The sequence below is a fragment of the Nocardioides terrae genome, from assembly GCF_900112345.1.
Taxonomy (GTDB): Bacteria; Actinomycetota; Actinomycetes; order Propionibacteriales; family Nocardioidaceae; genus Nocardioides; species Nocardioides terrae.
On record NZ_FOLB01000008.1, the window covers coordinates 165130 to 190803 of the forward strand.

Genomic DNA, 25674 nt, shown 5'->3' on the forward strand with positions numbered 1-25674 from the left:
ACCCGGCGTCGTGGGAGCCCGAACTTCTGCCGACTCGGCGAGGGGCCGGGCGCTACGGTGACCGGCATGGTGGATGCCTACGTGGACGACGCCCTGGGACGCGATGACGCGGTCGGTCTGGCGCGGCGGATCGCCGCTCGCGAGGTCGGAGCCGGTGAGCTCGTCGAGGCCGCGATCGCGCGGATCGAGAAGGTCGACGGCGAGCTCAACGCGATGGCGGTCCGCGACTACGACCGGGCCCGGCAGACGCACGGAGCCCCGGGCTTCTTCCACGGCGTCCCGACGCTCATCAAGGACAACGTCGACGTGGCCGGGCTGCCGACCCAGCAGGGCTGCGACGCGTACGTCGGCCGGCCGGCCGCGCACGACGGCGACATCGCCCGGCTGATCAAGTCGATGGGCGTCGTCGCGCTAGGCAAGACGCAGCTGTCGGAGTTCGGCTTCTCGGCGGCGGCCGACCATCCCCGCCTCGGCCCGGTCCGCAGCCCCTGGGACACCGCTCGCTACGCGGGCGCCTCGTCCTCCGGGACCGCCGCGCTGGTCGCCGCCGGAGCCGTCCCGTTCGCCCACGGCAACGACGGCGGCGGCTCGATACGCATCCCGGCCGCGGTCAACGGCCTGGTCGGGCTCAAGCCGTCCCGCGGACGGCTGCCGCTCGACCCGATGAACAGGCAGATGCCGCTGCGCATCGTCGTCGACGGCGTCCTCACCCGGTCCGTCCGCGACACCGCGGCCTTCTTCCGGGAGGCCGAGCGGCGTCACCGCGCGCCCGGGCTCACGCCGATCGGCGACGTCACCGGCCCGTCGAAGGACCGGCTGCGGATCGCGTTCTTCACCTCCGCCGCCGGCCACGCCGCCTCCCCGGAGGTCGACGCGCTCACCCGGCGTACCGCCGAGCTGCTCGAGTCGCTCGGCCACACCGTCGAGGAGGTCGAGGCGCCGGTCACCGAGGCGTTCGCCGACGACTTCGTCCTCTACTGGGGCTTCCTGGCGCTGATGATCGTCCGGCTGGGGCGGATGACCGCCGGGCCGACCTGGGACACGGCCAAGCTCGACAACCTCACCCGCGGGCTGGCCGCGAACACCGCCCGCCGGCTGCACCTCCTGCCGGGCGTCGTACGCCGGCTGCGCCGGTCGAGCGACGTCTCGACCGAGTTCCACGCCACCCACGACGTCGTCCTCACGCCGACGCTCGCCCACGAGACGCCACTGGTCGGGCACCTCGACCCGACGCAGAGCTTCGACGTCATCATGGCCAAGCTGCGCGACTGGGTGGCCTTCACGCCGTGGCAGAACGTCAGCGGCGACCCGGCCATCTCGCTGCCCCTCGCGACCACCGAGAACGGGCTCCCGCAGGGCATGATGCTGGGCGCCGGACGAGGCCGTGAAGGGCTGCTGCTGGGGCTCGCCCACGAGCTCGAGGAGGCGGTCGGACTCGCGTCCCTGGGAGGCTCCTCGGAGCCTGCCTGAACAGAGGGCGGTCCCGATTTCGCGTTCGGGGCGGACCCTCTGTAATGTTCTCGCTCGTTGCCCCCTTAGCTCAGTCGGCAGAGCGACTCCATGGTAAGGAGTAGGTCTACGGTTCGATTCCGTAAGGGGGCTCTGAGACAAGGAAGCCACCGGGCCGACTTGTTGACGTGGCGGGGTAGCTCAGGCGGTTAGAGCGCACGACTCATAATCGTGAGGTCGCGGGTTCGATCCCCGCCCCCGCTACCAAAGCACCCGCATCAGCGCACCACCCGACGAAGGACTTCCCATGGCCTCCAAGAGCAGCGACGTTCGCCCCAAGATCACTCTGGCGTGCACCGAGTGCAAGGAGCGCAACTACATCACCAAGAAGAACCGCCGCAACGATCCCGACCGGATCGAGCTGGCGAAGTTCTGCCCGCGTTGCCGCAAGCACCAGCCGCACCGCGAGACCCGCTGACCCCAGCAGTCTTCGACGAGGCCCGTCCGGCAGCCGCCGGGCGGGCCTCGTGCTTGTCGCCGATAGGGTTGCCGCCGTGGACAGTTCGATCGTGGGCCGGGAGTTCCCGCCCGTCGGCCCCTATCTCGTCTCGGCCGAGAAGGTGCGCGAGTTTGCCACCGCCATCGGCTGGGAGTACGCCGACCAGGTGCCGCCGACCTTCCCGATCGTGCTGGCCGGCGCGTCGATGAACGCGTTCCTCGCCGAGTCCGGCCTCGAGCTGTCCCGGATCGTCCACGGCGAGCAGCGGTTCTCCTTTCAACGCCCGATCGTGCCCGGCGACGCGCTGACCTCCACGCTGACGGTCGCGAGCCTCCGGCAGATGGGCGGCAACGACATCATCGGCACCACCACCGCGTTCACCGACACCACCGGGGCGCTGGTCGGCACCGCCAGCGCGACGCTGATCCACCGCGGGGAGCAGGCATGACGATCTCGACGGGCTCGATCAACGACTGGCGCGCCGGCGATGTCCTCGAGCCGCAGCACTACCCCGTGACCCGGGCCGACCTGGTCCGCTACGCGGGCGCCTCCGGCGACTTCAACCCGATCCACTGGTCCGACCGGATCGCGGGAGCGGTCGGGCTGCCCGGAGTCATCGCCCACGGCATGCTGACGATGGGTCTGACCAGCCGCGCGGTGGCCACCTGGACCGGCGGCGCGCCGATCGTCGATCTCGGCGTCCGGTTCACCAGCATGGTCGTCGTACCCGACACCGACGAGGGCACCATCGTGACGATCGGTGGCACGGTGAAGTCGGTCGAGGACGGGCTGGTCAAGATCGCCCTCCAGGTCACCTGCGACGGACAGAAGGTGCTGGGCAACCCCACGGCAGTCGTCCGTGGCTGAGCTGCTGGCCGACCACACGACGCTCCGGCTCGGCGGCCCTGCGTCCGCGTACGTCGTCGCTCGGACCACCGAGGAGCTGACCGAGGCGGTCACGGCCGCCGACGCGGCCGGGGACGTGCTCGTGCTGGGCGGCGGCAGCAACCTCGTGGTCGCCGACGAGGGCTTCGCGGGCACCGTGGTCGAGGTGGCCACGACCGGAGTGACGACCGACCACGACAGCACCGACCCGACCTGCGGCGGCGCGATGGTCACCGTGGCCGCGGGGGAGTCGTGGGACGGGCTCGTGGCGACAGCGGTGGAGCGGGGCTGGGCCGGGGTCGAGGCGCTGTCGGGCATCCCGGGTCTCGTCGGCGCCACCCCGATCCAGAATGTCGGCGCCTACGGCCAGGACGTCTCCCAGACCATCGCGCGGGTGCGGGTCTGGGACCGCGTCCTCAAGGGCTTCCGGACCTTCGCCAACGCCGACTGCCGGTTCGGCTACCGCACCTCCCGCTTCAAGGCCGACCCCGGCCGGCACGTCGTCGTCGACGTGACCTTCCAGCTCCGGACGGGCACCCTCTCGGAGCCCATCGCCTACGCCGAGCTCGCCCGTACCCTCGGCGTCGAGGTGGGCGAGCGCGCCCCGCTGGCCGACGTCCGCGCCGCGGTCCTCGAGCTGCGTCGGGGCAAGGGCATGGTCCTGGACGGCGACGACCACGACACGTGGAGCGCGGGCTCCTTCTTCACCAACCCGGTGATCGAGCCCGGCAGGGTCCCGGAGGGCGCGCCGTCGTACCCCCAGCCCGACGGCACCGTGAAGACCTCAGCCGCCTGGCTCATCGAGCGGGCGGGCTTCGGCAAGGGCCACCCCGGCAGCGGACCGGCGACCCTGTCGACCAAGCACACGCTCGCCCTCACCAACCGGGGCGACGCCACGACCGGGGACCTGCTCGCGCTCGCCCGTGAGATCCGTGACGGCGTCGAGAGCCGCTTCGGGATCCGGCTCCACAACGAGCCGGTCCTCGTCGGCGTCGACCTCTGAGTCTGCCGCTCACGCTCGCGTGAGCAGCACCAGCACCTCGTGGTGGTCGGTGTGCGGGAACATGTCGAGCAGCCGCGTCGACACGGGCCGGAACGACGGCATCGCCGTCAGGTCGCGGGCGAGGGTCTCGGCGTTGCAGGACGAGTAGACGACGTGTCGCGCGGCCGACGCCTCGAGCCAGCCCGCGAGGTCGGGGCCGATGCCGCGACGGGGCGGGTTGACGATGACCAGCTCCGGGGCGGCGGGGGAGCCCAGGGCGTACGCCGTCGCGTCGCCCGCCACGAACTCCGCCGGCAGGCCGAGGGAGGCGGCGGAGAGCCGGGCGGACCCGATCGCCTGCTCGCTCGACTCGACGCCGACGACCGTGCGGTCGGGCCGTGCGGCATGCAGGCCGAAGCCGCCGACGCCGCAGTAGAGGTCCCAGACCGTCGCCGGGGCGGCGGCGTCGACCAGGGCGGTCGCCTCGCGGTAGAGCCGCGACGCGACGGCGGTGTTGGTCTGGAAGAACGACTGCGGCCGCAGGTGGAGGTCGAGGGCGTTGACGCGCATGGTCAGCGTCCCACCGTGCAGCAGGAGCTCCTCGGGCCCCTCGAGGACCGCCTTGTGCGCCGGCTGGAGGTTGACCGACACGACCTCGACCGGCAGCGCCGAGAGCAGCGCCGGCAGGTGCTTGCGCAGCCGGGGCAGGGCCTCGGTCGAGCGCAGCACGAACCGCACCATCAGCTCGCCGCTCGGTGCGACGGTGACCAGCAGGTGCTTGAGCTCGCCGCGCCGGTCGGGGACGGAGTACGGCGTCAGCCGGGCCGTTCCGACCAGCTCGGCGAGGACCGGCAGGGCCGCCCGCAGGCGCGGGTCGTGGAGGCCGCACCCGCGCAGGTCGACGCCGCGGCCCCGCGGGTCGAGGATGCCGAGCGTCGGCGCGTCGACCGTGCCGCCGACGACCATCTTGGCCTTGTTGCGGAACCCCTCCTCGGGGCTCGCGACCGGCTCCAGCCAGGCCATGTCGGGCAGCGTCGAGGCGACCCGCTGCTGCTTGGCGGCCAGCTGGTCGGCGTACGCCATCTCGAGCCAGCGGCAGGAGCGGCAGACGTGGGCGTCGTAGTAGGAGCAGTCCACAGGCAGCGTCAGGCGGCGGTGCCGCTCCCGCCGTCGTAGGAGTCGAAGGAGTCGACCGAGAGGCCGATGACCGTGACGACGACGACCAGCGCGATGATGCCGAGGACGAGGAGCACGGTCCCGATGATGCCGAGCACGAAGCCGACCTGGGCGCTCTCCCGACCTCCGAGCGCGCCGCCCGAGGCATCGATGCGCCGCTTGGCCGAGGCGCCGAGGAACCACGCGACCGGCGACCCGACGAAGCCGATCCCGCAGGCCAGGACGCCGAGGCCGAGGGCGACGATGCCGACGATCAGCGACGCCTGTGCGCCGCCGTCGCTCGGCCGCGCCGGTGCTGCGTAGCCCTGGTAGCCCGGGTAGCCGGGCTGCGGGTAACCGGGCTGACCGTAGGGCTGGCCGTACGGCTGCGGGGGCTGCTGGCCGTAGGGCTGGCTGTAGGGCTGGGTGGGCTGGCCATAGGGCTGGCCGTACGGCGGCGGCGTGCCCTGGCCGTACGGCTGGGCGTAGGGCTGGGTCGGCGGCGGCCCGTAGGGGCTCTGCGGCTGGTCGGGCTGGCCCTCGGCCGGCTGCTGCTCCCCGTCGGGGTGGTCGGTCATGGGGTCATTCTCCATCAGGCGCCGCGAGCCACGCGTCGACCTCGGCGCCGAGCCGCTGCTTGGTCGCGTCCGGCGCGGCCGAGGCACGGATCGACATCCGGGCGAGCTCGGCCAGCTGGACGTCGGAGAGGTCGTGCGCGGCCCGCATCGCGGCGTACTGCCCGAGCAGCCGCGAGCCGAACAGCAGCGGGTCGTCGGCGCCCAGCGCGATCGTGGCCCCGGCCGCGAGGAGTGTGGGCAGCGGGACCTCGGTGAGCGAGGAGTAGACGCCGAGCGAGACGTTGGACGTCGGGCAGACCTCCAGTGGGATGCCGCTGGAGGCGATCCGGTCGAGCAGTGCCTGGTCCTCCGCCGCGCGTACGCCGTGCCCGAGCCGGTTCGCGTGGAGCGAGTCGATCACCCGCGTGATGTGCTCGGGGCCGCGCAGCTCGCCGCCGTGCGGCACCAGGCGGAGGCCGGCGCGCTCGGCGATGCGGAACGCGTGGTCGAAGTCCTCGGTCCGGCCGCGGCGCTCGTCGTTGGAGAGGCCGAAGCCGACCACCCCGTGGCCGGCGTACTGCGCCGCCAGCCGGGCCAGGACGCGTGCGTCCATCGGGTGGCGGGTGCGGTTGGCGGCGATGATGACGGCCATGCCGAGCCCGGTCCCACGGGACGCGTCGGCGACCGCGTCGAGCACCAGGTCGGTGAACGCGGTGATCCCGCCGAAGCGGGCGGCATAGCCGGACGGGTCGACCTGGATCTCCAGCCAGCGGCCGCCGTCGGCCACGTCGTCCTCCGCCGCCTCACGGATCAGCCGGCGGACGTCGCCCTCGGTCCGCAGGACCGAACGCGCCACGTCGTAGAGCCGCTGAAAGCGGAACCAGCCCTTCTCGTCGGCCGCGCTCAGCTCCGGCGGCCAGCCGCTGACCAGCTGGTCGGGCAGCCGGATGCCGTCGCGCGCGGCGAGCTCGAGCAGGGTCGAGTGGCGCATCGACCCGGTGAAGTGGAGGTGCAGGTGAGCCTTGGGGAGGGCCTTCAGATCCCGCACGTGCTCGTCGGTGGAGTAGTCGGAGCCGCTGGGCGGAGGTGTATCGAGACCACCGATCACGCGAAGAGCTTCTGCAGGCGCGTGACGCCCTCGGCCAGGTCGTCGTCGCCGAGCGCGTAGGAGAGCCGCAGGTAGCCGGGCGCGCCGAACGCCTCGCCGGGCACGACCGCGACCTCCGCCTTCTCGAGGATGTGCTCGGCCAGCTCGGCCGACGAGCCGATGCCGGTGCGCTCGAGCAGGCCCTTGACGGCCGGGAAGGCGTAGAACGCGCCCTCGGGGGTCGGGCAGACCACGCCGTCGATCTCGTTGAGCATCGAGACGATCGTCCGGCGCCGCCGGTCGAAGGCGGTGCGCATCTCGTCGACGGCCGACAGGTCGCCCTCGAGTGCGGCGATCGCGGCGCGCTGGGAGACGTTGGCGACGTTGGAGGTCGCGTGCGACTGCAGGTTGGTCGCGGCCTTGACGATGTCGGCCGGGCCGATCATCCAGCCGACCCGCCAGCCGGTCATCGCGTAGGTCTTCGCGACGCCGTTGAGGACGACGGTGTAGTCGGCGATCTCCGGGCACAGCGTCGCGATCGAGCCGGTCTGGACGCCGTCGTAGAGCAGGTGCTCGTAGATCTCGTCGGTGACCACCCACAGGCCGTGCTCGGCGACCCAGGTGCCGATCGCGCGGATCTCCTCGGTGGTGTAGACCGCGCCCGTCGGGTTGGAGGGCGAGACGAAGAGCAGGATCTTGGTGCGCTCGGTGCGCGCTGCCTCGAGCTGCTCGACGGTGACCTTGTAGTCCTGGGTCTCGTCGGCGAAGACCTCGACGGCGACACCGCCGGCCAGCTGGATGCACTCCGGGTACGTCGTCCAGTACGGCGCCGGCAGCAGCACCTCGTCGCCCGGGTCGAGCATCGCCGCGAACGACTCGTAGACCGCCTGCTTGCCGCCGTTGGTCACCAGCACGTTGGCCGGGGTGACCTCCCAGCCGGAGTCGCGCTTCGTCTTCGCGACGATGGCCGCCTTCAGCTCGGGCAGGCCGCCGGCCGGGGTGTAGCGGTGGTTCTTCGGGTCGTGCGCCGCCGCTGCGGCCGCCTCCACGATGTAGTCCGGGGTCGGGAAGTCCGGCTCGCCGGCGCCGAAGCCGATCACCGGGCGGCCCTCCGCCTTGAGCGCCTTCGCCTTCGCGTCCACCTTCAGGGTCGCCGACTCGGCGATGGCACCGATCCGCTGGGACACACGACGGTCACGAGGGGAGGTCATGAGGGCAACTCTATCGGCCGTCCCGGGGCTCCCGGCCACCCGTTTCGAGCCGTGACGGCCCGGGTGGATCCCGGCCTGAGCCGTTGTCGGAGACCCGATTGGTGCTGTGCCCGACGGACCCGTAGACTCCCTGGACTGGTGGATCTCCCACATGCTGTCGCGCGCCTCCAACCGTGCGGGACGAGCGGGAGGCCATCGGAGGGCACTAGCTCAACTGGCAGAGCATCGGTCTCCAAAACCGAAGGTTGGGGGTTCAAGTCCCTCGTGCCCTGCAGGACGGAATGACGAGGAGAGGCATGTCCGAGAGCACCACGGCTCCGGCCCCGAAGAAGCGGGACCGGTCCGAGAAGCGCACAGGCCCCTTCCTGTTCTACCGACAGGTCGTCGCCGAGCTGCGCAAGGTCGTCTGGCCGACGCAGCAGCAGCTCACGACCTACTTCATCGTCGTGCTCGTGTTCGTGCTGATCATGATGGCGATCGTCTCGCTCCTGGACCTCGGTCTGGGCAAGGCGTTCTTCACCATCTTCGGCGGACGAGCCTGACGGTCCGGATCACCAGCAGTTTGGAGCGAAGCGTGTCTGAGCAGGAGTTCGAGGCGGTCACCGCCGAGGCCACCGAGGTCGACGAGACCGTGGCCGACGAGGTGGTCGACGTCGAGGCGTCCGCCGAGCCCGATGCCGAGCCCGGTACCGAGCTTGCGGAGGAGCCTGCCGAGGACGCTGCCGCCGAGCCCGACGAGGACGACCCGCTCGAGGCCTTCCGCCGCGAGCTGTGGGCCAAGCCGGGCGACTGGTACGTCGTGCACACCTACTCCGGCATGGAGAACCGGGTGAAGTCCAACCTCGAGCAGCGCAAGGTCGCGCTCAACATGGAGGACTACATCCACGAGATCGTCGTACCGACCGAAGAGGTCGCCGAGATCAAGAACGGCCAGCGCAAGCTCGTCAAGCGCACCGTCCTGCCCGGCTACGTCCTCGTCCGGATGGACCTCACCGACGAGTCGTGGGCGGCCGTGCGCCACACCCCCAGCGTCACCGGCTTCGTCGGCCACCAGCACCAGCCGGTGCCGCTGTCGATGTCCGAGGTCGAGAACATGCTGGCGCCCGCCGTGGTCGCCGCCGCGGAGGCCGAGGCCGCCGCCGCCGGCACGCAGACCTCCGGTGGCCGCTCGGCCACCACCCCGGCGAAGAAGCCGATCGAGGTCGCCGACTTCTCCGAGGGCGACTCGGTCATGGTGGTCGACGGTCCGTTCGCGACGCTGCACGCCACGATCACCGAGCTCAACGCTGAGTCGCAGCGCGTCAAGGCGCTCGTCGAGATCTTCGGCCGGGAGACCCCGGTCGAGCTCAGCTTCTCGCAGATCCAGAAGGTCTGAGGCGCGCCGGAGCCTGCTCCGGCACGGGACCGAAGAGGTCGTATCGGGACCCTGCTTCCCTGGATTTCGCAGTCCGCGGGGATCCGCGGACAATAGTCAGGTTGCAAGTGGCAGAGGGCGTCCTACGTCTTCGTCATGACCACGAGAAAGAAAGAGATAGAGCATGCCTCCCAAGAAGAAGATCGCCGCGCTGGTCAAGGTCCAGCTCCAGGCCGGCTCCGCGACCCCGGCCCCGCCGGTCGGTACCGCGCTCGGTCCGCACGGCGTCAACATCATGGACTTCTGCAAGGCCTACAACGCCCAGACCGAGTCCATGCGCGGCAACGTCGTCCCCGTCGAGATCACGATCTACGAGGACCGCACGTTCACCTTCATCACGAAGACCCCGCCGGCCGCTGAGCTCATCAAGAAGGCCGCCGGCCTCGCCAAGGGCTCCTCGGTCCCGCACAAGGACAAGGTCGGCAAGCTGACCAAGGACCAGGTGCGCGAGATCGCGACCACCAAGCTTCCCGACCTCAACGCCAACGACATCGAGGCCGCGATGAAGATCGTCGAGGGCACCGCCCGCTCCATGGGCATCACCACCGACTGAAACGTGGGAGAGCCGCGCTGGCTCGCTGACCACATCTCCTCTTAGACCGAAGGAACCACCATGCAGCGCAGCAAGACCTACCGCGCGGCCGCCGAGGCGTTCGACAAGAACGAGCTCTACGCGCCGCTCGCCGCGATCAAGATCGCGAAGGACAACTCCAAGAAGAAGTTCGACGAGACCGTCGACGTCGTCATGCGTCTGGGTGTCGACCCGCGCAAGGCCGACCAGATGGTCCGCGGCACCGTCAACCTGCCGCACGGCACGGGCAAGACCGCCCGTGTGCTCGTGTTCGCGCAGGCCGACAAGGCCGATGCCGCCCGCGAGGCCGGCGCCGACTTCGTCGGTGCTGACGACCTCATCGAGAAGGTCGCCGGCGGCTGGCTCGACTTCGACGCCGTGGTCGCGACCCCGGACATGATGGGCAAGGTCGGTCGACTCGGCCGCGTGCTCGGTCCGCGCTCGCTCATGCCGAACCCGAAGACCGGCACCGTGACGCCGGACGTGGCCAAGGCCGTGTCCGACATCAAGGGCGGCAAGATCGAGTTCCGCGTGGACCGTCACGCGAACCTCCACTTCATCATCGGCAAGGCCTCCTTCTCCGAGGTCCAGCTCGCGGAGAACTACGCCGCGGCGCTCGAGGAGGTCCTCCGTCTGAAGCCGGCCAGCTCCAAGGGCCGCTACGTCAAGAAGATCACCGTCTCCACGACGATGGGCCCGGGCGTCCAGGTCGACCCGAACCGCACCAAGAACGTCGCGGCTGAGGACGAGGCCTGATCGTCACCTGACGAACAGCAGAACCGGCCGCCACCCCACGGGGTGGCGGCCGGTTCCGCGTTTCCAGGGCTTCCGGGGTTTCGGAGCCGTCAGGCGACGTCCGGCCCCTGGGCGCGGACCTCCTGGACGTGGGCGAGCGACTCCTTGAGGTCCGTCAGCCACTCGTCGCTGTTGCGCTGCACCAGCCGGACGCACCAGCCCAGCGCCTCGCTGCGGCTGCGGGCCACGCCGCCGTCGATGAGCAGGTCGAGCACCTGCCGCTCGCGCTGCCGCAGGCGCGTCATCACGGGCGCCGAGACGTTCGTGAAGACGAAGCGCCGTCCCTCGCACTCGACGCCCCACGAGACCTTCCGCTCGAAGCGGTGCTCCGCCTCGCGGGCCACCGCCATCCTGTCCTCGCGGGTGCGCTCACGGAATTCGCTGACCCTGCCCTCGACGGCGGCGGCCCGCTCGGCCTCCGACGCCTCGGACGTGTCCGTCGGGCCGGGGATCCGACCGACGACCGTGATCTCCTCGCGGTCGACCGCGACGTCGACCAGCTCCTCGAAGAGCCCTTCGGGGAGGCGCCCGGAGAACCAGCCCCGGACGGCTTCCAACTCGGATGTAATCATGTAATCAAACGTACGCCGGCGGTCAAGGCACGTCGAGTGATGGTCTCGATACGCTCGCTGGCGCTCGCTACTCGACCACCGAAGTATCGCCGGAATCGCTGGTCGAGTAGCCCGAGCCGCTAGGCGACGGCGTATCGAGACCACCGATGGTCTCGATACGCTCGCTGGCGCTCGCTACTCGACCACCGACGTGTCGCCGGAATCGCTGGTCGAGTAGCCCGAGCCGCTAGGCGAGGGCGTATCGAGACCACGATGGTCTCGGTACGCTCGCTGGCGCTCGCTACTCGACCATCGAACGACACCGAGAAGTGCGGCTACTCCAGGACGAGGCGCTCGTCGACCAGCTGCTCGCGGACCAGGCCGCCGTCGGGGTCGAAGCGGTTCTGCTCGAAGTGCTTGCGGAACTCCAGCTCGAGCCCGGCGCGACCGTTGCGGTTCTTCTCGACGCTGAGCACGGTCCACTGACGGAACGTCTCGGCGTTGGCGGCGTAGACGAGGTGCTGGCGCGAGACGATGTCGTACTTGCTGTTGAGGATGAGCAGCACGTCGCACTCGTAGGCGAGCGCCGTCGAGCCGCGCAGGTGGTGGGCGCGCATCCGCTTGCCCGCGAGCAGGCCGCCCTTGTCCGAGGCGCTGATCGCGAACACCGGGACCTGGTGCATGATCGCGAGGTCCTTGAGGTCCTCGACGACCTCCGCCGCGCGCTCGGCCTCGTTGACCGAGTCCGACTTGACCTTCTGCAGGTAGTCGACGATGACGAGCGGGGACTGGCCGGTCTCCCGGCGGACCTGCTCGACCGCCTCGGCGATCACCTTGATGCTGGTGGTGGTGCCCGTCGAGCGGTGCAGGTGGAAGTGCTCCTGGTAGGACAGCACGGTCTGCAGCGCCTCGGTCGCCGTCGGGAGCGTCTGGAGCCGCCCGACGAGCCCGTCCGGGTTCGGGGAGGGGTCCTCGAAGAGGTGCCGGAAGCGGTCCTGGTTGGGCGCGTGGCTCTGGTAGAGCAGCCCGGCCTCGAGCGAGACCAGCCGACTGAGGAGCACCTCGGGGTCGTGCTCGTAGCAGAAGTAGACGACCGCGTGGCCAGCGGCCGCGGCGTTGCGGGCCATCTGGAGCGCCATGGTCGTCTTGCCCTGGCCCTGGGGGCCGGCGAGCAGGATGAGGTTGCCGCCGCGCAGTCCGCCGTCGAGGACGTCGTCGAGGGCGGGGAAGCCGGTCGGCCACAGGTGGGTCGTCCCGGTGCCGAGGCGCGCGCGCTCATCGACGCGCTCGAGCACGTCGGCGAGGGAGTGAAGCTCCGGGTCCACGCAGCCATCAGAGCAAGGTTCGCCGGCCTGGGCCCCCAGAATCGGCAGGACTGCCCGATCGGGCCGGGTCGGACTGCCGAACGGGTGGTCGCGACCTGACCCGAACGGGCCATCCGGGACCGGTCTCGCCGGGATCCCGGGTCGTGGGGCCGTCGGGACCGCCTCGATTTGGGGCGGCCGCCCGGACGGCGTACCGTTCCGTCTGAAACCAGAGACCGCCGGTTGTGACTCCGCCAGGAGTGACCGAAGGTGCCGCGACAGCGGACGGCCAGCGTAGGTGATGAGCAGAGACGGATGTCGACGCCCTGAGCCTGCGCTCAGGGCGTTTGTTGTTCCGGACGATCGCGGTGGTCTCGTTCCACGGAAGAAGGAGACCCATGGCGCGGGCAGACAAGCAGGCCGCCGTCGCCGAGATCGCTGACGAGTTCAGCGTCTCGGTCGGTGCCGTGCTGACCGAGTACCGCGGTCTCACCGTCAAGGAGCTGAAGGACCTCCGACGCTCCCTCGGTGCGAACGCCGACTATGCCGTGGTCAAGAACACGCTGGCCAAGATCGCCGCCAAGAACAGCGGCATCGAGGGCTTCGACGACCTGCTGACCGGCCCGACCGCGATCGCCTTCATCAAGGGCGACGTCGTCGAGACGGCCAAGGGTCTGCGTGACTTTGCCAAGGCGAACCCGAACCTTGTCATCAAGGGCGGGGTCTACGAGGGCAAGACGCTCGACGCTGCCGAGGTGGCCAAGCTGGCCGACCTCGAGTCGCGCGAGGTCCTGCTGGCCAAGCTGGCCGGCGCGATGACCGCGTCGCTCTCGCAGGCGCTCTACGTCTTCAACGCCCTGCCCCAGAAGGCCGCGCAGCTCGCTGCCGCGTTGGCGGAGAAGGCCGCGAACGACCCCACGATCCTCGCAGGTGGTGCTGGTACGCCGGCCGCCGCCGAGGAGGCTGCAACCGAGGCTGCTGCCGAGGTTGAGGTTCCCGAGACCGAGGACTCCGCCGACAGCGGGGCCGCGGTCGAGGAGACCACGACCGAGGCCTGACGGCTGAGGCTCACCACCACCTGAAACCCGGCCGACGGTCTCCGACCGAAAGGCCACACTGAAAGGACAAGCCATCATGGCGAAGCTCACCACCGACGAGCTGCTCGACGCGTTCAAGGAGCTCACCCTCATCGAGCTCTCCGAGTTCGTGAAGGCCTTCGAGGACACCTTCGGCGTCACCGCCGCTGCTCCGGTCGCCGTTGCCGCCGCCCCGGCCGCCGGCGGCGCCGGTGCCGCTGAGGAGGCCGCTGCCCAGGACGAGTTCGACGTCGTCCTCGAGGCCGCTGGTGACAAGAAGATCAACGTCATCAAGGAGGTGCGCGCGCTCACCAACCTCGGCCTGAAGGAGGCCAAGGACCTGGTCGAGGCCGCTCCGAAGACCCTCCTCGAGAAGGTCACCAAGGAGGCCGCTGACAAGGCCAAGGAGTCCCTCGAGGCTGCTGGCGCCACCGTCACGCTCAAGTGATCACCGCGGGGCTCGTCCCCGCGATGCCTCACCGATCCGCCCGGCGTGCGTCGCCGGTCTGATCATCCGCCCAGGGGCGGCCACCTTCGTGGCCGCCCCTGGTGCGATTTTCGGAGCCAACCGCCGGTTCGCCGCGTCCCGGGTTCGGGTACTCCCGCGTCAGGGCGTGTGGTCTTCGCCTCAACCTCCCCGTAACCTCGTCGCCGCGGCCGCGTTGTTACTCGCGAGTGACAAGCCGGTCGGAGCCTGCTTGCGGACCGGCAACGATGGAGGGGAGATCCCAGCCCATGGGCGTGGACATCAAGATCGAGCACCTGACGAAGAGCTTCGGCAAGCAGCTCATCTGGGGTGACGTCTCCCTCACCGTCCCCGCCGGCGAGATCTGCGTGATGCTCGGCCCGTCCGGAACCGGCAAGTCGGTCCTGCTCAAGACCCTCATCGGCCTGCTCAAGCCCGACGAGGGCTCGGTGATCATCGAGGGCACCGATCTCGTCTCCTGCTCGGAGAAGGACCTCTACGAGATCCGCAAGCTCTTCGGGGTGCTGTTCCAGGACGGCGCGATGTTCGGCTCCATGAACCTCTACGACAACGTCGCCTTCCCGCTGCGCGAGCACACGAAGAAGTCCGAGAGCCAGATCCGCGACATCGTCATGGAGAAGATGGACCTCGTCGGCCTCATCGGCGCCGAGGACAAGCTGCCCGGCGAGATCTCCGGCGGCATGCGCAAGCGGGCCGGCCTGGCTCGGGCCCTCGTGCTCGACCCCGAGATCGTGCTCTTCGACGAGCCCGACTCCGGCCTGGACCCGGTCCGCACGGCGTTCCTCAACCAGCTGATCGTCGACCTCAACGCCCAGATCGACGCGACCTTCCTCATCGTCACCCACGACATCAACACCTCGCGGACGGTGCCGGACAACATCGGGCTGCTCTACCACAAGCACCTGGCGATGTTCGGCCCCCGCGAGATGCTCCTCTCCAGCGAGGAGCCGGTCGTCCGTCAGTTCCTCAACGCCCAGCGGGTGGGGCCGATCGGGATGTCGGAGGAGAAGGACGCCGACCAGCTCGCCGCCGAGAAGGACATGGACCTGCCTCCGCTGCCGCCGATCCCGCTCCAGCTCGAGCCGTCCAACGGCATCCCCCGCCGCAGCCAGCGCCCGCCGGGCGAGTGGTGCCGCACCAACGGCGTGACACCGCCCCCGGGATCCTTCCTTCCGGATTCGGTGCTCGCGGGCGGCGTGAAGGCCTAGGACATGTCCTCGTCGTCACTGACCGCGACGAAGGCATTGAAGCCGATCGGGACCGCAGGCAACTTCTTCGCCTTCGCCCTTGACGTCTTCATCGCCTTGTTCCGGCGGCCCTTCCAGCTCCGTGAGTTCATCCAGCAGGCGTGGTTCATCGCCTCGGTGACCATCATCCCGACCGCGCTCGTCGCGATCCCGTTCGGCGCCGTCATCGCCCTCCAGGTCGGTGGCCTGATCAAGCAGTTCGGCGCCCAGTCGTTCGTCGGCTCGGCGAGCGTCCTGGCCGTCGTCCGGGAGGCCGGGCCGATCGCCACCGCCCTGCTCATCGCCGGGGCCGGTGGCTCGGCGATCGCCGCGGACCTCGGCGCCCGCAAGATCCGCGAGGAGCTCGACGCGATGATGGTGCTGGGCATCGATCCGATCCAGCGCCTCGTCGTCCCGCGCGTCCTCGCCTGCATGCTCGTCTCGGTCTTCCTCAACGGGCTGGTCAGCGTCGTCGGCGTCGCCGGTGGCTACGTCTTCAACGTCCTGCTGCAAGGCGGTACGCCGGGCTCCTACCTGGCCAGCTTCACCGCGCTCGCCCAGTTGCCGGACGTGTGGCAGGGCTTGGCGAAGGCGCTGGTGTTCGGGCTGATCGCCGCGGTCGTGGCGTCCTACATGGGCATGAACGCCGGCGGCGGCCCGAAGGGCGTCGGTGACGCCGTCAACCAGTCGGTCGTGGTCACCTTCCTGCTGCTCTTCATCGTCAACTTCGTGATGACCGCGATCTACTTCCAGGTCGTTCCGCCGAAGACAGGATGACCGCGATGTCCAGGCAGTACCTGACCCGGGGGCGGGCGGTCTACGAGCGCCCCCTCAAGACTCTCGACAAGCTCGGTGAGGAGCTGTCGTTCTACGTGCGCGCCCTCGGGTGGGCGCCGCGCACGGTGCGCCGCTACAAGAAGGAGATCCTGCGCCTGCTGGCCGAGGTCGCCCTCGGGACCGGGGCCCTGGCCGTCATCGGCGGCACCGTCGGCGTGATCGCGGCGTTGACCTTCTTCACCGGCACCGAGGTGGGCCTGCAGGGGTACGCCGCGCTCAACCAGCTGGGCACGTCGACCTTCTCCGGCTTCGTGTCGGCCTACTTCAACACCCGCGAGATCGCGCCGCTCGTCTCCTCGATCGCGCTGGCGGCCACCGTCGGCTGCGGCTTCACCGCGCAGCTGGGCGCGATGCGCATCTCCGAGGAGGTCGACGCCCTCGAGGTGATGGCGGTGCCGTCGGTGCCGTTCCTCGTGACGACGCGGATCATCGCGGGGATCATCGCCATCGTCCCGCTCTACGTGATCGGCCTGCTGGCCTCCTACGCGGCGACGCGGTTCACCGTCACCACGGTGTTCGGGCAGAGCGCGGGCACCTACGACCACTACTTCACGACGTTCCTTCCGCCGGGCGACGTGCTGTGGTCCTTCGGCAAGGTGATCGTCTTCGCCGTCGTGATCATCCTGATCCACTGCTACCACGGCTACACCGCCTCGGGCGGCCCTGCGGGCGTCGGCATCGCGGTCGGCCGCGCGGTGCGCACCAGCATCGTCGCCGTCAGCGTGCTCGACCTGTTCCTCTCGATGGCGATCTGGGGCGCCGCCACGACGGTCAGGCTGGCGGGCTAGGCATGGCATCGGTCCTGCGCACGCGCGCGCTCGGCATCTGCTTCCTCGCCCTCGTGGTGGGCGGGGTGTGGATGACCTACGCCGTCTTCACCCAGAAGTTCACCGACTTCGACAGGGTCACCCTCGAGACCACGAGCGTCGGGCTGCAGCTGCCCGACCGCGCCGACGTCAAGGTGCGCGGCGTGATCGTCGGCGAGGTGCTGAAGCAGCAGGCCACCGGCGGCGGCGCGAAGCTGACCCTGGGCATCAAGCCCGACGAGATCGACACCATCCCCGCCAACGTGACCGGCTCGATCCTGCCCAAGACGCTCTTCGGCGAGAAGTACGTCTCCCTGGTGGTGCCCGACGAGCCGAAGCCGACGGCGATCAAGCCGGGGGCGACCATCGCCCGTACGGCGGTCGCGACCGAGCTCGACAGCGTGCTCTCCGACCTCTACCCGCTGCTGCGGGCGGTGCAGCCGGCGGACCTCAACATGACCCTCAACGCGCTGGCGACCGCGCTCGAGGGGCGCGGCGAGGAGCTCGGCAGCACGATCGAGACCGCCGACGCCTACCTCAAGCGGCTCAACCCGCAGATCCCCGCGCTGGTCGAGGACCTCAAGAAGTCGGTCACCGTCGCCGACACCTACAACAGCGTCATCCCGGAGCTGAGCAGCATCCTCCGCAACACGATCACCACGACCGGCACGCTCGAGGACAACAGCGCCCAGCTGCACGCCCTGCTCACCAACGTGACCACGGTGTCCGGCACGGCGCGCGAGTTCCTCGCCACCAACGAGAACAACCTCATCCGCCTCGCCGACATCAACGACGGCCTGCTCAAGACGGCGGCCCGCTACTCCACGGAGTTCCCGTGCCTGCTCGGCGGCCTGGAGAACCTCGGCAAGCGCGAGGCCGACGCGTTCCGGAACTACACCCTCCACATCGTCCTCGAGACGCTGCCGCAGGAGCCGCGGCGCTACACACCCGCCGACCAGCCCCACTACGGCGAGGACCGCGGTCCCGCCTGCGGGCACCTGCCCAGCCCGCCGTGGAGCCAGAAGAACCCGCTCTCGGTGGTGCCGTCGGTGAACGACGGCGTCTCCGGACCCGTCCGCCGCGCCCCGCTCGGCGCGGACTTCTTCCGCAACGGCTTCGGGTACGCCGGCAGCCCGGCCGAGTCCGAGGTCTACGACCAGCTCCTCGCCCCGGGTCTCGGGGTCGCCCCGACCCAGGTCCCCGACCTCGGCGGCCTGCTCGTCGGCCCGATGGCGCGCGGCGCCACCGTCGGCCTCGCCCCCGCCTCCGGCACCGACGCCGGCACCGAGGGGAGCGCGCGATGAAGCTCCTCCTGGACAAGCGGACCCGCGCCGACCTGCTCAAGCTGATCGCCTTCGTGGTGGTCACCACCTTGGCCACCGGCCTGCTGGTGATCACGATCGGCAACATCTCCTTCGGCGGCACTAAGGACTACAAGGCCGTGTTCTCCGACGCGACCGGTGTCAACAAGGGCGACGACGTCCGCATCGCGGGCGTCAAGGTCGGCACCGTCCGCCACGTCGAGATCACCGACCGGACCCGGGCGCTGGTGACCTTCTCGGTCAGCGACGACGAGGCGCTGAGCACGACCACCCACGCGGCGATCCGCTACCGCAACCTCGTCGGACAGCGCTACATCGCCCTCTCGGGCGAGTCCGGTGACGGGGGACAGCTCCACCAGGGCCAGACCATCCCGGTGAGCCAGACCAGCCCGGCGCTGGACCTCACCGTGCTCTTCAACGGGTTCAAGCCGCTCTTCCAGGCGCTGTCGCCCAGCGACATCAACAAGCTCTCCTACGAGATCGTGCAGGTCTTCCAGGGGGAGGGCAGCACGCTCGACAGCCTGCTCGCCCACACCGCCTCGGTGACTCAGACCCTCGCCGACCGCGACGCCGTCATCGACTCGCTGATCGACAACCTCAACCAGGTGCTCGACCACCTCGGTGACCGCGACCAGCAGCTGTCGACGCTGATCACGACCTTCCGGACGTTCGTGCACGGGCTGACCGGCGACCGCAAGGCGATCCTCGACTCGCTCGACCAGATCACCGGGCTCTCGGTGCAGACCGCCGACCTGCTGAAGGGCATCCGGTCGCCGTTCGTGCAGGACATCAAGCAGCTGCGGAAGGTGGCCGGCAACATCGACTCCAACAAGGCGGAGCTCGACCGTGTGATCCAGGTGCTGCCGATCAAGCTCAACAAGGTCGGCAACACCGCGACGTACGGCTCGTTCTTCAACTTCTACCTGTGCAACTTCACCGGGACGGTGAAGCTGCCGGCCGGCCAGGAGCTCCCCGTGAGCTACAAGACCGGCGGAGCGAGGTGCAACCTCTCGTGATCCCCTTCCGTGAGCGCAACCCCGTCAAGATCGGCGCGATCTCCATCGCCGTGCTGGCGTTGGTCATGCTGGCTGCCTTCAAGGCCCAGGACCTGCCGCTGATCGGCGGCGGCGACACCTACTACGCCGACTTCAGCGAGGCCGGTGGCCTCAAGGCCGACGACGAGGTCAGGATCGCGGGCGTCCGCGTCGGCAAGGTGACCGACGTCGGCCTCGACCACGGCCACGTGAAGGTCACCTTCAAGCTCAAGAGCGACGCCGACTTCGGCTCCCAGACCCGCGCCAGCATCAAGGTCAAGACGCTGCTCGGCGCGATGTTCCTCGCGCTCGAGCCGGCCGGGCCGGGCCAGCTGGCCGAGGGCGCGGAGATCCCGGTCGAGCGCACCCAGTCGCCGTACGACGTCGTGCAGGCCTTCACCGGGCTGGCCGACACCGCCGGCGACATCGACACCGACCAGCTCGCCAGCGCGCTGACCACGCTCTCGGACCTGACCCGGACCACCCCGGCCTCGTTCCGGGCCGCCCTGACCGGCGTCTCGGCACTGTCGAGGAACGTCGCGGCGAAGAACGAGCGGATCGGCACGCTGCTCTCCAACCTGCAGCGCGTCTCGGCGGTGCTCGACCGGCGCGACGGCGACATCGTCGGGCTGATGGAGGACGCCGACGTCCTCTTCGACGCGCTCGTGCAGCGCCGCCAGGCGATCCACGACCTGCTGACCTCGACCTCGACCCTGTCGAAGGAGCTGAGCGCGCTGATCGACCAGAGCCGCGAGGACCTCAAGCCGGCCCTCTCGCACCTGCAGAACGTGCTCGCCGTGCTGACCAAGAACGAGGACAACCTCGACGAGAGCCTGCGGCTGATGGCTCCGTTCTACCGGGTCTTCGCGTCCACGCTCGGCAACGGGCCGTGGTTCGACACCTACATCCAGAACATGCCGCCGGCTCCTGCGATCGGAGGTGCCGGATGACGACCCGGATCCTCAGGTGGCTGGTCCCCGGCGTCATCGCGATCCTCGTGGTGACCGCGGGTGTCACGATGTTCACCGGCGGCGGCGAGCGGACGCTGGTCGCGCACTTCCCGCGGACCGTCTCGATCTACGAGGGCAGCGACGTCCGGGTGCTCGGGGTGCCGGTCGGCAAGGTCGACGAGGTCACGCCCAACGGCACCGACGTCAAGGTGACCATGCACTACGCCGACGACGTGCAGGTGCCGGCCGACGCGAAGGCGGTCATCGTCGCGCCCTCGGTCGTCGGCGACCGGTTCGTCCAGCTCACGCCCGCCTACACGCGCGGTCCGGTGCTCGAGGACGGGGCGGTGCTGGACACCAGCCGGACCGCCGTACCGCTGGAGCTCGACGACATCTACGGCAGCCTCGACAAGCTCGTCGTCGCGCTCGGGCCGACCGGCGCCAACAAGAACGGGGCGCTGTCGGACCTGCTCGACCAGACCGCGAAGAACTTCGGCGGCGAGGGCACCCAGGTCCGCCAGACCATCGGCGACTTCGGCAAGCTCAGCAAGACGCTCGACGACAACAAGGACGCCCTGTTCGGATCGGCCGCCCAGCTGCAGAGCTTCGTCAGCACGCTGGCCCAGAACGACTCGACGGTGCGCGGCTTCAACACCTCGCTGTCCCGCGTCTCGACCATGCTGGAGGGGGAGCGGGGCGACCTCGCCGCCTCGCTGCGCAACCTGGCCACGGCGCTGGGCGACGTGACGACGTTCGTGCGGACCAACAAGGACGCGCTGCACTCCGACATCGGTGGTCTCAACCGGGTCGCGAAGGTGCTCGTCAAGCGTCGCAACGAGCTCAACGAGGTCCTCGACGACGCCCCGCTCGCGCTCGACAACCTCTTCCACGCCTACGACCCGAACGCCGGGACGCTCGACACCAGTGCGAACCTGCAGTCGACGGTGGGCAACGTGGTCAACGACCCGTCGCTGACGATGTGCACCATCCTCAACCAGGCCGACAAGAGCGGCTCGCTGTGCAACCTCGTCGACAGCGTGCTACCGCGCGGCAGCGTCTTCGGCGCCGGCACCGGCTCCGCGGTCGGCAAGCACAGCGACCCGACGCTCGGCGGCCTGGTCCGTACGCCGGCCCGTGGAGGCGCCCGATGAGGCGCCCGATGTGGCGCCCGATGTGGCGCCCGGCCCGCCTCGAGCGCCTGGTCGCCCTCCTGGCCATGGTGTGCCTGACGCTCACCGCCTGCGACTTCGACGTCTACGACCTGCCGCTGCCCGGCGGCGCCGACACCGGGTCGAACCCGATGACCCTGCACGTCGAGTTCGCCGACGTCCTCGACCTGGTCCCGGACTCCGCGGTGAAGGTGGACGAGGTCTCCGTCGGCCGGGTCAAGGACGTCGAGCTCGTCGACGGCCACGCCGACGTGACCGTCGAGGTGCGTCGCGACACGAAGCTGCCGGCCAACGCGACCGCGCAGATCCGGCAGACCAGCCTGCTCGGCGAGAAGTTCGTCTCCCTGGTCGCGCCAGCGACCGACCCGAGCCCCACCCGGCTCAGGAGCGGCGACACGATCCCGCTCGAGCGCAGCGGCCGCAACCCGGAGATCGAGGAGGTTCTCGGCGCCCTCAGCCTGGTGCTCAACGGCGGCGGTGTCGCCCAGCTCAAGACGATCTCGACCGAGCTCAACAAGGCGCTGGCCGGTCACGAGGACGCCGCGAGGTCGGTCCTCACGCAGGTCCAGGTGCTGATGGGCCACCTCGACGACAACAAGGCGTCGATCGTGCAGGCGCTGGAGTCGATCGACCGGCTGTCCCAGTCGGTCCGCTCCCAGGAGAAGACGATCGACGCGGCGCTCGGCGAGCTGCCCAGCGCGCTGCAGAGCATCGACGCGCAGCGCAAGGACCTCGTCACGATGCTGCAGGCGCTCAGCCACCTCGGCGACGTGGGCGTCCGGGTCATCAACGCCTCCAAGACCGCGACCATCAACGTCGTCCAGAACCTCGAGCCGACGCTGACCCAGCTCGCCAACGCCGGCGACAGCCTGGTCAACTCGATCGGGACCGCACTGACCTACCCGTTCGTCGACGAGGTCGTCGGACGCGACCCGCAGGTCGCCCGCAACCTGCACATGGGCGACTACGTCAACCTCTCCATCGACCTGCAGGTCGACGTCGGCGGCCCGCTCGAGGACGCCCTGACCAACCCGGTCCCGTCCGCGATCCACCCGACCGTGATCGTCGGCAACCTCACCAAGTGCCTCGCGTCGCTCAACCTGCAGAGCGCCGCCTGCCAGGCCGTGCTCGCGACGCCCGGCGCGCTGCTCAACATCATCAACGAGTGCAAGAAGCCGGCCAACAAGGACGCCGCGCTCTGCCAGACCCTCAACCAGCTGCCCGGACTCGGCGGCGTGCTGCCCGGGCTGCCGGGCCCGGCGGCACCGGGCGGCACCGGTTCAGCCGGCAACCCGCTCGGCGACCTGCTCGGCAGCATCGGGCTGAACCGGGCGGCACCCGGCGGCCACGTGGTGACCCAGCCCGGCCCGGTGTCCTACGACGCGCTCACCAGGCTCTACGACCCGACCCTGGTCAAGCTGCTCGTCCCCGGACTGGCCAGCGGTCCGGCCCAGGGGAAGGAGGCGGCGAAGTGATCACCCGTCGCACGAAGCTGCAGCTGCTCGTCTTCGCGATCATCACGCTGCTCGGCGTGTCCTTCGCCGGCGCGAAGTACGCCCGCCTGGACCGGCTCTTCATCGACGACCACTACACCGTCGTCGCCCACTTCACGTCCTCCGGCGGCATCTACACGGGCGGTGAGGTGTCCTACCGCGGGGTCAAGATCGGCCAGGTCGGGGACATGAGGCTGACCCACGCCGGGGTCGACGTCTACCTCGACATCGACAACTCCTACGACAGCATCCCGGCCGACACGCTCGCCGTGGTCGGCAACCGGTCGGCCGTCGGCGAGCAGTACGTCGAGCTGCAGCCGCAGTCCGACAAGAAGCCCTACCTGCGGGAGAGCTCCGAGATCGCGCCGACCGACACCCGCACCCCGCTGCCCACCGAGCAGCTGCTGGCCGACGCCGCCTCCACCGTGCAGTCGGTCGACACCGCCGACCTCTCCACCACCGTCGGCGAGCTCGGCCGGGCGTTCGGCGGCGCCGGTGAGGACCTCCAGCAGATCCTGGACACCAGCACGTCGTTCGTGAAGACCGCCAACGACAACTTCGACGTGACGAGTGCGCTGATCCGGGACGGCAACACCGTGCTCAGCGGCCAGGTGGCCACCGAGGGCGCCATCCGGTCCTTCGCCAGGGACCTCTCGCTCTTCAGCGGCACCCTGGCCGGCAGCGACAAGGACCTGCGCCGGCTCATCGTCAACGGCGCCGCGGGCGCCCAGGAGCTGCAGGCCTTCCTGATCGCCAACAAGGTCGACCTCACCGAGCTGCTCAGCGAGTCGGTCACCACCGGCGACATCGTGCTCAAGCACCTGCCCGGGCTGCGCCAGATCCTGGTGATCTACCCCTACGTCGTCGAGGGCGGCTTCACCGTGCTCGACAAGAACAAGGCGGGCCACTACGACGCCCACTTCGGCCTGGTGCTGACCCCGGCGAAGCTGTGCAAGCAGGGCTACGAGGGCACGGTCAAGCGCCCGCCGCAGGACGGCTCCAACAAGCCGATGAACACCGCCGCCCGCTGCGCGGAGTCGGCGAGCCAGAGCAACGCACGTGGCGCGCAGAACCTGCGACGGGCCGCGCCGGCCGGCTCCGGTGCGAAGGCACCGGTCGTGGCGGCGTACGACGGCACGACGGGGAGCCTGCAGTGGGGCGATCCCAGGGACCGCTCAGGTTCGGCCGGTAGCGTGGCGCCGCAGACGCCAGGGAAGGACTCATGGACGTGGCTCTACCTCCAACCCTCGACCGCGAAGGAGTGACGACCCCCGAGAACCCGTCGGCCGCTCCCGCTCCCGCCCTGTTGAGGTGGGGGGTGCTGGCCGTGCTGGGGGTGCTCATCGTGGGCTCGCTCGTCGCGCTCGGCATCCAGGCCGCGCACCGCGGCGGCAACCCGTTCTCGACCACCGACGAGACGCAGAGCGCGCGCGACCGGGTGATGTCGCAGGCGCGTCAGTTCATGCTGCGCGTCAACACCTACGGGCCCGACCTGCTCGAGGGCCAGAGGATGCCGACGTACCGCGACCGGATCGCCGAGGTGGTGACCGCGAAGTTCAAGGCCGACTTCGAGAAGAACGTCCCCTACGCGGAGGCCACGGTCGTCCAGGCCGGGCTGGCCCGCACCACCGAGGTGTACGCCGCCGGGGTCGGTGACCTCGACCTCGACCGTGGCCGGGCGACCGCGCTGGTGGCCGGCTCCTTCACCAACTCGTTCCCGGACGCCAAGGACAAGACCAAGCGCGTCCCCGCCGACCCGCAGCCCTACCGCGTCGAGGTGACCCTCGTGCGACAGGGCGGGACCTGGAAGGTCGACGCATTCGCGCCGGTCGGCGCCGACGCCGCCCAGCAGGCACCCGGCGCGGCGCCCAGCCCCAACGCCGGCGCCACGCCCGACGTGCCGGCGCCCACCGGAGACGGGAGCGCCCAGTGAGCACCAGCCCCACGTGGTACGACCTGCTCGACGTCGACCCCACCGCGTCCACCGACGAGATCCGGGCCGCCTGGAAGACCGCCGTCGCGGACCTCGACCCGACCGACCGCCGCTTCCGGCGGTTCTCGGAGGCCGCCGCGGTGCTGCTCGACGAGCAGCGCCGGGCCGACTACGACGCGTCGCTGCCCTCCGCGGCCGTCGCCGACACGCGACCGCTGCCCGAGGAGCTGTCGCCCGGCGCCGCCGCGTCCTCGGTCGGCGACCTGCCCGAGACCGAGCCCGGGATCAGCGACATCGAGCCGGCGCCAGTGAGCGTCGAGCACGACCCGGCGATCGCCGGGAGGACTGGTCGCAGCCGGCTCGCCGACCTCCGGCCCGTGCCGCTGTGGCTCATCGCCGTCGCCGCCGCGCTCGCGGTCGTGCTCGTCGCAGCGGCGGCCTTCTCGTGGACCCGCCCGGACCCGAAGGCGATCGAGAGCAACGCCGACTCCGCCCGGTCGGCGGCCGAGCGGGCCGTCGTACCCGTGCTGTCCTACGACTACCGCTCGCTGGACGAGGGCCAGAAGGAGGCGGAGTCGTGGCTGACGCCGCGCTACCGCGACAAGGACTACCGCCCGCTCTTCGCGACGATCAAGCAGAACGCCCCGGGCACGCAGACCGTCGTGGCGACCAAGGTCGTCGAGTCGGCGATCGTGCGGGCGGGGGAGGACCGCGTCGAGGTGATGGTGCTGCTCGACCGGCCCACCACCAACAAGCAGCAGACCTCGCCGGTCACCTACGAGGACCACGTCAGGGTCACCATGCAGCGCAGCGGTGACGACTGGCTGGTCGACGACATGACCACCTGACCGGGCCCCGGAGCAGGACACCGCCGGGACTGC

The 25674-nt window shown here is 70.2% G+C and carries 28 protein-coding genes and 3 tRNA genes; 25 read left to right on the forward strand and 6 right to left on the reverse strand.

Annotated features, from left to right (window positions below; genetic code table 11):
- Window positions 1–66: 66 nt before the first annotated feature.
- From BM236_RS12270 to BM236_RS12300, 7 genes are all read left to right on the forward strand, one after another.
- Window positions 67–1470, forward strand: coding sequence for an amidase (locus tag BM236_RS12270; protein WP_091124145.1), 1404 nt, complete (start codon window positions 67–69; stop codon window positions 1468–1470).
- A 59-nt stretch (window positions 1471–1529) separates the two neighbouring features.
- Window positions 1530–1602, forward strand: a tRNA-Thr gene (locus BM236_RS12275).
- Window positions 1603–1639: 37 nt separating this feature from the next.
- A tRNA-Met gene (locus BM236_RS12280) sits at window positions 1640–1716 on the forward strand.
- 40 nt (window positions 1717–1756) lie between these two features.
- A complete protein-coding gene (gene rpmG, locus BM236_RS12285; RefSeq protein WP_091124146.1) occupies window positions 1757–1927 on the forward strand; it encodes a 50S ribosomal protein L33 in 171 nt (56 codons plus the stop codon).
- A gap of 76 nt (window positions 1928–2003) precedes the next feature.
- Entirely contained in the window at window positions 2004–2396 is a 393-nt protein-coding gene (locus BM236_RS12290) for an FAS1-like dehydratase domain-containing protein (RefSeq protein ID WP_091124149.1), read from the forward strand.
- Window positions 2393–2815: a MaoC/PaaZ C-terminal domain-containing protein gene (locus BM236_RS12295; protein WP_091124150.1), complete on the forward strand. Its 423-nt coding sequence runs from the start codon at window positions 2393–2395 to the stop codon at window positions 2813–2815. Before BM236_RS12290 ends, BM236_RS12295 begins: the two co-directional genes overlap by 4 nt.
- Window positions 2808–3836 carry a UDP-N-acetylmuramate dehydrogenase gene (locus BM236_RS12300; RefSeq protein ID WP_091124153.1) on the forward strand — a complete coding sequence of 343 codons (1029 nt, stop codon included), beginning with the start codon at window positions 2808–2810 and terminating at the stop codon, window positions 3834–3836. Before BM236_RS12295 ends, BM236_RS12300 begins: the two co-directional genes overlap by 8 nt.
- A gap of 9 nt (window positions 3837–3845) precedes the next feature.
- Here the strand turns inward: BM236_RS12300 and rlmC are convergent, their stop codons facing one another.
- Genes rlmC through BM236_RS12320 form a run of 4 tightly spaced genes read right to left on the reverse strand, consistent with a single transcriptional unit; the run spans window position 3846 to window position 7825 of the window.
- Complete coding sequence (gene rlmC, locus BM236_RS12305; protein ID WP_091124154.1) at window positions 3846–4952, reverse strand: 23S rRNA (uracil(747)-C(5))-methyltransferase RlmC; 1107 nt, start codon at window positions 4950–4952, stop codon at window positions 3846–3848.
- A gap of 8 nt (window positions 4953–4960) precedes the next feature.
- A complete protein-coding gene (locus BM236_RS12310) occupies window positions 4961–5548 on the reverse strand; it encodes a DUF4190 domain-containing protein (protein ID WP_091124157.1) in 588 nt (195 codons plus the stop codon).
- 4 nt (window positions 5549–5552) lie between these two features.
- Window positions 5553–6635 carry an adenosine deaminase gene (locus BM236_RS12315; protein ID WP_342714177.1) on the reverse strand — a complete coding sequence of 361 codons (1083 nt, stop codon included), beginning with the start codon at window positions 6633–6635 and terminating at the stop codon, window positions 5553–5555.
- Window positions 6632–7825, reverse strand: coding sequence for a pyridoxal phosphate-dependent aminotransferase (locus BM236_RS12320; protein ID WP_091124159.1), 1194 nt, complete (start codon window positions 7823–7825; stop codon window positions 6632–6634). Before BM236_RS12320 ends, BM236_RS12315 begins: the two co-directional genes overlap by 4 nt.
- A gap of 199 nt (window positions 7826–8024) precedes the next feature.
- Between BM236_RS12320 and BM236_RS12325 the strand changes: the two genes are divergently transcribed.
- The 5 genes from BM236_RS12325 to rplA all read left to right on the forward strand — a co-directional run bounded on the left by BM236_RS12325 (window position 8025) and on the right by rplA (window position 10566).
- A tRNA-Trp gene (locus BM236_RS12325) sits at window positions 8025–8097 on the forward strand.
- 24 nt (window positions 8098–8121) lie between these two features.
- A complete protein-coding gene (gene secE / locus BM236_RS12330) occupies window positions 8122–8367 on the forward strand; it encodes a preprotein translocase subunit SecE (RefSeq protein ID WP_091124161.1) in 246 nt (81 codons plus the stop codon).
- Between the two features lie 32 nt (window positions 8368–8399).
- On the forward strand, window positions 8400–9200 hold the full coding sequence (gene nusG / locus BM236_RS12335; protein WP_175507670.1) for a transcription termination/antitermination protein NusG: 801 nt from the start codon (window positions 8400–8402) through the stop codon (window positions 9198–9200).
- Between the two features lie 163 nt (window positions 9201–9363).
- Window positions 9364–9792 (forward strand): 50S ribosomal protein L11, encoded by a 429-nt coding sequence (rplK, locus tag BM236_RS12340; protein ID WP_091124167.1) that lies wholly within the window; start codon window positions 9364–9366, stop codon window positions 9790–9792.
- Window positions 9793–9852: 60 nt separating this feature from the next.
- Window positions 9853–10566 (forward strand): 50S ribosomal protein L1, encoded by a 714-nt coding sequence (gene rplA, locus BM236_RS12345; protein ID WP_091124168.1) that lies wholly within the window; start codon window positions 9853–9855, stop codon window positions 10564–10566.
- 89 nt (window positions 10567–10655) lie between these two features.
- On the opposite strand, the gene BM236_RS12350 is transcribed toward rplA, so the two are convergent.
- The gene (locus tag BM236_RS12350) at window positions 10656–11177 is read right to left on the reverse strand and encodes a hypothetical protein (RefSeq protein WP_091124171.1); all 522 of its coding nucleotides are present in this window, start codon (window positions 11175–11177) and stop codon (window positions 10656–10658) included.
- 314 nt (window positions 11178–11491) lie between these two features.
- A complete protein-coding gene (locus BM236_RS12355; protein WP_175507671.1) occupies window positions 11492–12481 on the reverse strand; it encodes a DnaB-like helicase C-terminal domain-containing protein in 990 nt (329 codons plus the stop codon).
- A 377-nt stretch (window positions 12482–12858) separates the two neighbouring features.
- Here BM236_RS12355 and rplJ point away from each other — a divergent pair, with 377 nt between their 5' ends.
- The 13 genes from rplJ to BM236_RS12420 all read left to right on the forward strand — a co-directional run bounded on the left by rplJ (window position 12859) and on the right by BM236_RS12420 (window position 25641).
- A complete protein-coding gene (rplJ, locus tag BM236_RS12360; RefSeq protein ID WP_091124175.1) occupies window positions 12859–13518 on the forward strand; it encodes a 50S ribosomal protein L10 in 660 nt (219 codons plus the stop codon).
- Between the two features lie 76 nt (window positions 13519–13594).
- Window positions 13595–13984, forward strand: coding sequence for a 50S ribosomal protein L7/L12 (gene rplL / locus BM236_RS12365; protein WP_091124178.1), 390 nt, complete (start codon window positions 13595–13597; stop codon window positions 13982–13984).
- 287 nt (window positions 13985–14271) lie between these two features.
- Window positions 14272–15231, forward strand: a complete 960-nt coding sequence (locus BM236_RS12370) for an ABC transporter ATP-binding protein (RefSeq protein WP_091124180.1) — start codon at window positions 14272–14274, stop codon at window positions 15229–15231.
- Between the two features lie 3 nt (window positions 15232–15234).
- The gene (locus BM236_RS12375; RefSeq protein ID WP_091124182.1) at window positions 15235–16026 is read left to right on the forward strand and encodes an MlaE family ABC transporter permease; all 792 of its coding nucleotides are present in this window, start codon (window positions 15235–15237) and stop codon (window positions 16024–16026) included.
- Between the two features lie 5 nt (window positions 16027–16031).
- Complete coding sequence (locus tag BM236_RS12380; RefSeq protein ID WP_091124184.1) at window positions 16032–16874, forward strand: MlaE family ABC transporter permease; 843 nt, start codon at window positions 16032–16034, stop codon at window positions 16872–16874.
- A 2-nt stretch (window positions 16875–16876) separates the two neighbouring features.
- Window positions 16877–18196 carry an MCE family protein gene (locus tag BM236_RS12385; RefSeq protein ID WP_091124186.1) on the forward strand — a complete coding sequence of 440 codons (1320 nt, stop codon included), beginning with the start codon at window positions 16877–16879 and terminating at the stop codon, window positions 18194–18196.
- Window positions 18193–19230 carry an MCE family protein gene (locus tag BM236_RS12390; RefSeq protein WP_091124188.1) on the forward strand — a complete coding sequence of 346 codons (1038 nt, stop codon included), beginning with the start codon at window positions 18193–18195 and terminating at the stop codon, window positions 19228–19230. Before BM236_RS12385 ends, BM236_RS12390 begins: the two co-directional genes overlap by 4 nt.
- Window positions 19227–20198 (forward strand): MCE family protein, encoded by a 972-nt coding sequence (locus BM236_RS12395; RefSeq protein WP_091124190.1) that lies wholly within the window; start codon window positions 19227–19229, stop codon window positions 20196–20198. Before BM236_RS12390 ends, BM236_RS12395 begins: the two co-directional genes overlap by 4 nt.
- Entirely contained in the window at window positions 20195–21349 is a 1155-nt protein-coding gene (locus BM236_RS12400) for an MCE family protein (RefSeq protein ID WP_091124193.1), read from the forward strand. The genes BM236_RS12395 and BM236_RS12400 overlap by 4 nt, the downstream gene beginning before the upstream one ends.
- The gene (locus BM236_RS12405) at window positions 21346–22842 is read left to right on the forward strand and encodes an MCE family protein (RefSeq protein WP_091124194.1); all 1497 of its coding nucleotides are present in this window, start codon (window positions 21346–21348) and stop codon (window positions 22840–22842) included. The genes BM236_RS12400 and BM236_RS12405 overlap by 4 nt, the downstream gene beginning before the upstream one ends.
- On the forward strand, window positions 22839–24125 hold the full coding sequence (locus BM236_RS12410; protein ID WP_091124197.1) for an MCE family protein: 1287 nt from the start codon (window positions 22839–22841) through the stop codon (window positions 24123–24125). The genes BM236_RS12405 and BM236_RS12410 overlap by 4 nt, the downstream gene beginning before the upstream one ends.
- Entirely contained in the window at window positions 24122–24793 is a 672-nt protein-coding gene (locus BM236_RS19010) for a hypothetical protein (RefSeq protein WP_175507672.1), read from the forward strand. The genes BM236_RS12410 and BM236_RS19010 overlap by 4 nt, the downstream gene beginning before the upstream one ends.
- Window positions 24790–25641: a J domain-containing protein gene (locus tag BM236_RS12420; protein ID WP_091124199.1), complete on the forward strand. Its 852-nt coding sequence runs from the start codon at window positions 24790–24792 to the stop codon at window positions 25639–25641. The genes BM236_RS19010 and BM236_RS12420 overlap by 4 nt, the downstream gene beginning before the upstream one ends.
- The last annotated feature ends 33 nt before the right edge of the window (window positions 25642–25674 follow it).

Excerpts from the sequence above, each read along its gene's own strand:
- BM236_RS12270 (WP_091124145.1), top strand. The coding sequence starts at position 67 with ATGGTGGATGCCTACGTGGACGACGCCCTGGGACGCGATGACGCGGTC.
- rpmG (WP_091124146.1), top strand. The coding sequence starts at position 1,757 with ATGGCCTCCAAGAGCAGCGACGTTCGCCCCAAGATCACTCTGGCGTGC.
- BM236_RS12295 (WP_091124150.1), top strand. The coding sequence starts at position 2,393 with ATGACGATCTCGACGGGCTCGATCAACGACTGGCGCGCCGGCGATGTC.
- BM236_RS12310 (WP_091124157.1), bottom strand. The coding sequence starts at position 5,548 with ATGACCGACCACCCCGACGGGGAGCAGCAGCCGGCCGAGGGCCAGCCC.
- BM236_RS12320 (WP_091124159.1), bottom strand. The coding sequence starts at position 7,825 with ATGACCTCCCCTCGTGACCGTCGTGTGTCCCAGCGGATCGGTGCCATC.
- secE (WP_091124161.1), top strand. The coding sequence starts at position 8,122 with ATGTCCGAGAGCACCACGGCTCCGGCCCCGAAGAAGCGGGACCGGTCC.
- rplK (WP_091124167.1), top strand. The coding sequence starts at position 9,364 with ATGCCTCCCAAGAAGAAGATCGCCGCGCTGGTCAAGGTCCAGCTCCAG.
- rplA (WP_091124168.1), top strand. The coding sequence starts at position 9,853 with ATGCAGCGCAGCAAGACCTACCGCGCGGCCGCCGAGGCGTTCGACAAG.
- BM236_RS12350 (WP_091124171.1), bottom strand. The coding sequence starts at position 11,177 with ATGATTACATCCGAGTTGGAAGCCGTCCGGGGCTGGTTCTCCGGGCGC.
- rplJ (WP_091124175.1), top strand. The coding sequence starts at position 12,859 with ATGGCGCGGGCAGACAAGCAGGCCGCCGTCGCCGAGATCGCTGACGAG.
- rplL (WP_091124178.1), top strand. The coding sequence starts at position 13,595 with ATGGCGAAGCTCACCACCGACGAGCTGCTCGACGCGTTCAAGGAGCTC.
- BM236_RS12370 (WP_091124180.1), top strand. The coding sequence starts at position 14,272 with ATGGGCGTGGACATCAAGATCGAGCACCTGACGAAGAGCTTCGGCAAG.
- BM236_RS12375 (WP_091124182.1), top strand. The coding sequence starts at position 15,235 with ATGTCCTCGTCGTCACTGACCGCGACGAAGGCATTGAAGCCGATCGGG.
- BM236_RS12380 (WP_091124184.1), top strand. The coding sequence starts at position 16,032 with ATGTCCAGGCAGTACCTGACCCGGGGGCGGGCGGTCTACGAGCGCCCC.
- BM236_RS12385 (WP_091124186.1), top strand. The coding sequence starts at position 16,877 with ATGGCATCGGTCCTGCGCACGCGCGCGCTCGGCATCTGCTTCCTCGCC.
- BM236_RS12390 (WP_091124188.1), top strand. The coding sequence starts at position 18,193 with ATGAAGCTCCTCCTGGACAAGCGGACCCGCGCCGACCTGCTCAAGCTG.
- BM236_RS12400 (WP_091124193.1), top strand. The coding sequence starts at position 20,195 with ATGACGACCCGGATCCTCAGGTGGCTGGTCCCCGGCGTCATCGCGATC.
- BM236_RS12405 (WP_091124194.1), top strand. The coding sequence starts at position 21,346 with ATGAGGCGCCCGATGTGGCGCCCGATGTGGCGCCCGGCCCGCCTCGAG.